The organism is Levilactobacillus koreensis JCM 16448, from assembly GCF_001435525.1.
In the GTDB taxonomy this organism is placed as follows: Bacteria; Bacillota; Bacilli; order Lactobacillales; family Lactobacillaceae; genus Levilactobacillus; species Levilactobacillus koreensis.
The window spans coordinates 42,021-49,355 of record NZ_AZDP01000123.1 but is presented as its reverse complement, the minus strand read 5'-3'; the positions used below and the strand labels follow the sequence as shown (position 1 = coordinate 49,355).

6 protein-coding genes are annotated in these 7,335 nt (G+C 48.6%); all 6 read right to left on the bottom strand.

Annotation, left to right across the window (positions count from 1 at the left end):
* Nucleotides 1–115 precede the first annotated feature (115 nt).
* On the bottom strand, nt 116–514 hold the full coding sequence (locus FC99_RS12910; RefSeq protein WP_048735938.1) for an iron-sulfur cluster biosynthesis family protein: 399 nt from the start codon (nt 512–514) through the stop codon (nt 116–118).
* Between the two features lie 203 nt (nt 515–717).
* The gene (gene lepA, locus FC99_RS12905) at nt 718–2,550 is read right to left on the bottom strand and encodes a translation elongation factor 4 (protein WP_048735937.1); all 1,833 of its coding nucleotides are present in this window, start codon (nt 2,548–2,550) and stop codon (nt 718–720) included.
* Nucleotides 2,551–2,999: 449 nt separating this feature from the next.
* Complete coding sequence (dltD, locus tag FC99_RS12900) at nt 3,000–4,289, bottom strand: D-alanyl-lipoteichoic acid biosynthesis protein DltD (protein ID WP_048735936.1); 1,290 nt, start codon at nt 4,287–4,289, stop codon at nt 3,000–3,002.
* Nucleotides 4,290–4,292: 3 nt separating this feature from the next.
* The gene (gene dltC, locus FC99_RS12895) at nt 4,293–4,526 is read right to left on the bottom strand and encodes a D-alanine--poly(phosphoribitol) ligase subunit DltC (protein WP_048735935.1); all 234 of its coding nucleotides are present in this window, start codon (nt 4,524–4,526) and stop codon (nt 4,293–4,295) included.
* Nucleotides 4,527–4,561: 35 nt separating this feature from the next.
* Nucleotides 4,562–5,770, bottom strand: coding sequence for a D-alanyl-lipoteichoic acid biosynthesis protein DltB (gene dltB / locus FC99_RS12890; protein ID WP_048735934.1), 1,209 nt, complete (start codon nt 5,768–5,770; stop codon nt 4,562–4,564).
* The gene (gene dltA / locus FC99_RS12885) at nt 5,770–7,296 is read right to left on the bottom strand and encodes a D-alanine--poly(phosphoribitol) ligase subunit DltA (RefSeq protein ID WP_048735933.1); all 1,527 of its coding nucleotides are present in this window, start codon (nt 7,294–7,296) and stop codon (nt 5,770–5,772) included. Before dltA ends, dltB begins: the two co-directional genes overlap by 1 nt.
* Between the last annotated feature and the right edge of the window lie 39 nt (nt 7,297–7,335).

The following is a 7,335-nucleotide window of genomic DNA, read 5'->3' as shown; positions in this document are numbered from 1 at the left end:
ATTTTGGAACTTTCAACCTTTAGTTGTTCTAAAAAAGCTCTATCCAATTAAAAGTTTCAATCGGATAGAGCTTCAATTATTTTTTTCTATTTCATCAGCTATGTGCATTCAAGCCCTAGCAGGATTCACCCTTCATCGTGATTCCTTGTTCAAACGCATCAAGCACATCCTGACCATTCGCGATTCGCACCCCATTGTCCAAGGCGGCGTAAGCATCATCTTTAATAGAGATCTGACCATTACCATAGTCCATTGATACACCCGATTCCAAGAACATCATGTCGTAATCGGAGGTCCAAAGCCGAATTCCCTGGTCATTATTTAATTTGATGGGGTACTCCTGATCAGGTTTATCAATCACAATCAGGGAGAAATTAGTCCCAATCGTACAAGCACCACCCTGCAGTGAATACTTACCACCACCATCATCCGTCAACAAGATTAAATTCTTTTGAGCCAGCCCCTTACGCTGTAACAGGGCAACAAACGCATCACTTAATTTAATACTAGCCATCTTCAGTCCTCCTCATTATCAATGATCCAATTTCAGGTAACTTCTATTCTACATGTTCTACGTGAAAAGCCAAGTGTCTAGTGACTAAAACGACTCTTCGTCAATTATTCACTACCTACACGGGAAGAGTCCAAAAAACGCCACACATCAGGCAAAATGCAACTACCTGATATGTGGCGTAAATACTGTTATATCAGCATTCCTTACTCAGTTTCATCCTCATCAGTCTTCAAAACTGCCATGAACGCTTCCTGAGGTATATCTACCTTTCCGACAGCCTTCATGCGTTTCTTACCAACTTTTTGCTTCTCCAGCAACTTCATCCGCCGGGTACGGTCACCACCGTAGAGCTTGGCGGTAACGTCCTTCCGGTAGGCCTTGATGGTCGTCCGGGCAATGATCTTTGCCCCAATGGCCGCTTGGACTGGAATTTCGAAGTTTTGGCGGGGAATGATTTTCTTCAAACGAGAGGCAATTTCACGGCCCCGAGCCGCCGCAAACGTTCTGTGGGCAATGAAACTCAGTGCATCGACCTTGTCACCGTTCAACAGCAGGTCGATCTTAACCAAGTCGGCCGCTTGATAGCCATTCATTTCGTAATCCAATGACGCGTAACCCCGCGTGCTGGACTTCAACTTGTCAAAGAAGTCGAAAATGATTTCCGACAACGGCATGTTGTAAATGATATTCACGCGGTAGTCATCCAGGTACTCCATCGTCAAGAATTGGCCCCGCCGGTGTTGGCAGAGTTCCATGACGGCCCCCACGTAATCGTTAGGTGCCATAATCGTTGCCTTGACCACGGGTTCTTCGATTCGTTTGATGGCGGAAGCTTCCGGCATTTCTGCTGGGTTCTCAACTTCCTTCATGCCACCGTCCGTCAAGTACGCGTGGTACGTAACGGATGGCGCCGTCGTGATCAAATCCAAATCGAATTCCCGTTCGAGCCGTTCCTGGATAACGTCCATGTGGAGCATCCCCAAGAACCCACACCGGAACCCAAAACCCAACGCCTGTGAGGCTTCTGGTTCAAACTCCAACGCAGCATCGTTTAACTTCAATTTTTCCAAAGCCTCGCGCAAATCGTTCAGCTTGGCATTGTCAGTTGGGTAGAGCCCGGCATACACCATGGGACTCATTTCCCGGTAGCCCGGCAACGCCTTTTCGGCTGGTTGAGCGGCATTGGTGACCGTATCCCCAACACGCGTATCGGTAATATCCTTGATGCTGGCCGTGATATAACCCACATCGCCGGCGATCAGATTGTCCCTAGAGATCGGCTTAGGTGAGTTGACGCCGACCTCGGTCACCTCATACTCACTGCCGCTGTTCATCAAACGAATCTTATCGCCCGGCTGAACGGTCCCTTCAAAGAGCCGCACGCTCAGCACAACTCCACGGTAGTCATCGTAAACGGAGTCGAAGACCAAGGCCTTCAGTGGCGCATCCAAATCACCAGTTGGCGCTGGCACCTTGTGGACGATCTGTTCCAAGAGTTCTGGAATCCCAATACCCTTTTTGGCACTGGCCAGGACGGCATCGGAGGCATCCAAACCAATCACGTCTTCGATTTCTTGCTTGACCTTCTCGGGGTCAGCAGCCGGTAAATCGATCTTATTCACGACCGGTACAATTTCCAGATTGTCGTCCAACGCCAGATACACGTTAGCCAGCGTCTGCGCTTCGACACCCTGGGCGGCATCAACGACCAAGATGGCCCCTTCACAAGCTGCCAGGCTCCGTGAGACCTCATAGGAGAAGTCCACGTGTCCCGGGGTATCGATCAAATGAAACTCATAGTCGTGACCATCCTTGGCGTGATAGGTCAATTCCACCGCGTTAAGCTTGATGGTAATGCCCCGTTCACGCTCAAGGTCCATGTTATCCAACACTTGATCTTGCATATCGCGTTTGGAGATGGTATCCGTTAGCTCCAGAATACGGTCTGCTAACGTTGATTTTCCGTGGTCAATATGGGCCACAATGGAAAAGTTGCGAATGTATTTTTGATGGTTTTTTAATTTCTCAAGATCCATGTTGATTTCCTACTTTCTTAAACGCCATGTCTCGACAATTATACCAAACCAGCCGCCCTAAGTACAAACTTGACGTTAGCTGGCTTTGTCTCCTTCGCCTTACCGGTCACCAGATATGGGCTGGAACGGTGCGGACACAACTTGAAGCCTCGAAAAAACCGAGTCTTCAAGGTTGGTCTTCTGCTAAGCTGACGGAAAAACACCGTCAACTAAGCAGAACGACGCGCCTGAGCCCATATCTGGCAACCTCTCGGCTTACATTGGTCAGACCTACAAACAAGGATTATAGACTCAGCAGAAAACCTAAAGTAGCTAAGATTACTCGGAGAAACGGCCAATGCAGCCAGAGTCGCCAGCGGCCATAGCCAAATCCGCTCGCACTAACTCAACCCCAACTAACAAAACGGGTTCCCACCACCATCGGCAGGAACCCGTTTTACTTAACACATTTATTTCGTATTGTTTTCATACTGCTCTAATTGAGACGGTGCTAAGTTTTGCCACTTGGTTGAATAGAACTTATCACTGATCGAATAGTTTGGTTGCTTTTGCTGTCTGGTCAAGAACGGATCTACCCGTTTGTCGACCGCTAGCCAACCGCGCCAGCCCAAGTGAATCGTGTCAGTCATGAAGTATGGCACGTTTCCCTTGTCGCTCAGGTCAACGATGTTGTTGAACCCTTGCGATTGCAATTGATAGTGAATTTTCTGGTCAAATTGCTTCAGCATCGACGCCGAAAGTCCCGTATATTTCTGCCACTTAGCGTTGATTGGCGGAATGATAAACATGACGTTCGTGTTCAGCCGGGCAAATTGATCCAGACAAAGTTGAAAGTCTGCGAATTCCGGTGACTCGGTGTAAGACAAGTCCTTCTGGAAATTCTTCAGCTTACCCTTCTGTATTTGTTGCTTCAACCCGTGATTATAAAACTTATCACTGATGCGGAACGGATTATTCCCCGTTTCCGCTTTCCCAATCCGACCACCGAGTGCATCCAGTGCCGAGTAAGAATAATGAGTGGGTAACTTCTTGGCTTGCTGGTTGACTCGGTTCAAGTTTTGCGATGGTAGGTCAATGCCAGAGAAGAACTGATCTTCATGCGTCAACATGTTCTTGCGTGTTTGCAAATAGAACCGCTGATACTTGGTCAAGCTCTTCCCCGCTGCGACTCGTTGTAAGGCCTGGTAAATAAAGTGATCTGAGTTGGCAACCGGCATCTGCAACAGCCGTTTTGCCGCGTACTGGTCAATGGCATCGTGACGGAAGTGGGTCAACCACTCAGTCGTTTGTAACTGGGAATAGTAGTACCCGAAAGCATCCTTACGCGTCCCATCCTTGACGAACCACTGTGGTGAAATCACAAAGACGGCCTTCTTATTGCGCAGTTCCCCCTGAATATTTTGCATCACAAAGTATTGGGTAAGGGATTGTGACCCCCGCGCACCAAGTAGAAATGGTCGATAACTCCGATTGTACTTCTGGGCCAACACGGATGGATGCATGGGGTCGAACCGTGACCATTCCGATGAACCGAAGAATGGAACGTATTTGCCCTTTAACGCTGCTTCCTTGATGCGCTTACCCTTTAAGACGTTCGGAGAAAGTGACACCGCCGCCTGTCGTTCCCGACTAGCACTGACCTTACTGAGGCCCAACTTGACGGGCATCGCTAACACCGCAAAAACCAGAATTGCCGCGAGTATTAACGGACCAAAGATCCGTAGAAGTCGCTTTGCCATTGGCTAGGCCATGCTTTCTACTTTCGCAATGATCTTGTTGGGCGTGTCCCACTCTGACCGCTCAAATTCAGAAACTGGTACGGTGACATCCAGTTCACTTTGTAATTGCAATAAGAGTTGGACGGACCCCATGGAGTCGAGTAACCCGCTATCAAACAGGTTGTCGTCCATTGCGCCACTAACATCGTTCCCCGTTAAATCGTTCAAAATTTCCAATACAGTTTCTTTGATATTCATAATAAATTCCCCCTCGATGAAATTAATAACCTAAGTTAGTTGAACCACAATTTGTTGAGTAACCCCGAAAAGATTAGGAAGCTAAAGCAGACCAGGTTGGCCGTTAAGAAGATGGCAAAGATCTGAGTAAACCCGTTATGTGGAATACTCTTTCGGTGCTTCTTCTTGTAGCGCAACCACATATCGTTGACCATTAACGCTACCCCGTGGAACAGGCCGTAAGCGATATAGTACCACGTCACCCCGTGCCAGAACCCCATGACTAACATGTTAATAATGTAAGTCACATTAGCGGTCGTCGTCGGTTTCTTAAAGATTTTATGCTTCATGAACCAGAAGACCAGGCGCATGTAGATAAAATCACGGAACCAGAAGGACAAGGTAATGTGCCAACGATTCCAGAAGTCCTTGATGTTCGGTGACCGCCACGGTTGATTGAAGTTCATTGGTGTAGCGATTCCCATGATATAGGACGTCCCCACCGCAAACAACGAGTAACCCGCGAAGTCAAAGAACAAGTCGGCACTGTACGCGTACATGTACCCAACCACTGGCCAGGACAGGTCCATAAACCCACCCCGTGAGTGCATCGCCATCAACTGGAGCTTCGGCATCAGCATCGTCCCAAAGTAGTACGCCAGAACGAATTTGTACAGGAACCCCACGAAAATATAGCGAATACCCTTTTGTAACATTCCCAAGTATTGTTCACGACTCGGCACGGACCGGTAATCCTTTTCGAATCGCCGGTAACGGTCGATTGGTCCTGAAGAAATCGTTGGGAAGAACAGCATAAATTGGAGGAACGTCATCAGATTGTAGTTCTTTAACGTTCCATCCCGCGTTTCCATAATGGTCTGAACTGCCCGGAACGTCAGATAACTGATCCCCAGGAAGCCGATCAGTGACGCCTGCCCATTTTCAACGGCTGGTGTCACCTTCACAATGGTTAGCGGTGCAATGGCCAGAATGACCATCAGATAGAAGAACGGTCCTGAATTCTTATGCCTCCGGTAAACGGCATACCCCCAGGTCAATCCCACCTCGTACAAAATGTAGATGATCAAGGCCACCCCTTGGGTCCATTTGGAGCCCCCAAAGGTTAAGACCAAGAAGAAGATTGAAATCAACGTTTCGTACAAGCGTGACCGTTTGCCGTACAGGAGACCAATCATCAGTGGCAGTAATGCCACGCCCAACAAGGCGAAATACGTTGGGTTACCGTAAGGTTCAAACGTCAACATTACTGATTGACCTCGGCAATAATAGATTTAATATCAACCTTGCCGTTGGGAGTCATCGGTAGGTTTTCTTTGTAGACGAAGCGCTGCGGAATCATATATTCCATCATGTCGCCGCCCTGTAAATTTTCCTTAATCGCCTTAGTTAAAGCTAATTCACTATCAAAGTTATGGTCAGCCGGAACGACCCAGGCAATCAATTGACTCACCTTGTGGTTCCGGTCATACCGTGGCACCGCAACCCCCACTTGAATATGATCTTCTTGTGACAGGTAGTGGTTGACCTCTTCCAGCTCGATGCGGTACCCGTGCAACTTGATTTGGAAATCCGTTCGCCCACGATACATAATCAAGCCGTTATCCAATTGAACACCCAAGTCTCCTGCCCGATAAACGGTCCGCCCGTTTAGTGGCACAAAGGCCTTAACTGTCTTCTCTGGGTTGTTCAGGTAACCCTTGGACATCGACGGTCCGCAAATCAACAACTCGCCTTCAGTCCCCGCAGGCACTGGGTTAAGCTGATCATCGACCACGAGAATCTCCGTGTCGTCCTTGGCATACCCAATTGGCAACCGTGGGTAATCGGCCAAAATCTGTTCGGTAATTTCAACTTGTGTCACCGCAACGGTCGTTTCCGTTGGCCCGTACGTGTTGAAGATCCGTGCTGCTGGGAACCGCTGGTGTAAATTCTGCGCCGTGGCGTGCGTTAACTCTTCACCACAGAACAAAAAGCGGCTCAGGTTAGGATAATGGGCGGCGTCAAACGACGGTTCCATTAAGCAGATATCCACGAAAGATGGGGTGGATACCCAGACGTTTAAGTCCATCGTTGGTAACGTCTCAAATAATTGCTTGAAGTTATCGGTAACGACCTTCGGCAACGCGACCAGCGTCCCACCAGCGGCTAACGTTGGTCCCCAGTCCATCACAGATAAATCAAACGAGTACGGCGCTTGTGAAAGCGTCCGTGGTGTCGCTGGTAAAGCAAAATCGTCACTCAGCATCCAATTGACGTAGCTTAACAGATTAGTGTGTGAAATTTGAACCCCTTTAGGTTTTCCCGTCGTTCCAGACGTAAAGATGATGTAGTAGTTCTCATCACCCGTTACGCCGTGATCGACCTGATAGTCAACGGTCTGAGCAAAAATCCCTGCTAAATCGCTCGGTGTAATCACCGGCGTTGCCCCTAAAGTTGTGGGCAACTCGCTCACAGCAATTGCTGCGGCGGGCCGGGCAATTTCGTTAATCGTCGTTACCCGTTCTAACGGTGAGTGCGTATCGATTGGTGCGTACGCGTGACCGCTCTTAACGACCCCTAAGAAGGTCGCCATCATATCAAACGTCTGACCCCCAAAAACCATAATGGGCGCTTCACGTGGCAGTGACAAGCCGTCTAGGTGGGCCGCCAAAGCGTCAGAGCGTTGTTTTAACTCACCGTAAGTGTTCGTGTGTCCTAGATCATCGTAAGCAATGCGTTGCGGATCATGCACAGCGATTTCATCGATCGCCGTGATCATGTTTTTAATCATTCTTTATCCCCCCCAAAGACTCTTCGATTACATGGTTAG